At 67.7% G+C, this 545-nt stretch carries 1 protein-coding gene; it reads left to right on the top strand.

The genetic code is table 11. The features are described 5' to 3' along the window. Window positions 1-30 precede the first annotated feature (30 nt). The coding region (locus A5766_RS13955; RefSeq protein WP_197501457.1) for a dienelactone hydrolase family protein at window positions 31-545 on the top strand (515 nt) is incomplete at its 3' end.

The raw sequence follows: 545 nt of genomic DNA, 5'->3' as shown, positions 1-545 counted from the left end.
CCACCCGCCACCCGTGAGAGGACACCGAACATGACCCACACCCCTGACTCCGTCGAAGAGCATGACACCGTCGGGGAGAATGTGACCGTCGCGGCCGCCGACGGCGACGCGGAGGCCTACCTCGTCCGACCAGACAGCGAGGGTCCAGACAGCGAATACCCCGGCGTGCTGTTCATCATCGACGCCATCGGGCTGCGCCCGCAGACCCGTCGCATGGCCGACCGCATCGCGTCGTGGGGCTACGTCGTGCTGGTTCCGAATGTCTTCTACCGCTGGGGCTCCGCCGAGGAGACATCGCCAGACGACGAACTCCTCGACGCCGAGTCGCGCGAGCAGTTCTTCAGTGCTGCCATGCCGCGCGTACGCGCGCTGACCGACGATCTCGCCGTACCCGACCTCGCCGCATATATCGACACACTGAGAGCAACACCCGGCGTCTCGAAGGGCCCGATCGGCGTGACCGGATACTGCGCGGGCGGCAGACTCGCCCTACTGGCCGCGGCGACCCGACCCGACGACGTCGCAGCGCTCGGCATGTTCCACAC

The organism is Gordonia sp. 852002-51296_SCH5728562-b (genome assembly GCF_001665475.1).
Lineage (GTDB): Bacteria > Actinomycetota > Actinomycetes > Mycobacteriales > Mycobacteriaceae > Gordonia > Gordonia sputi.
Note: the sequence above shows the minus strand (reverse complement) of the source record. Positions and strands in the feature narration are given on the sequence as shown.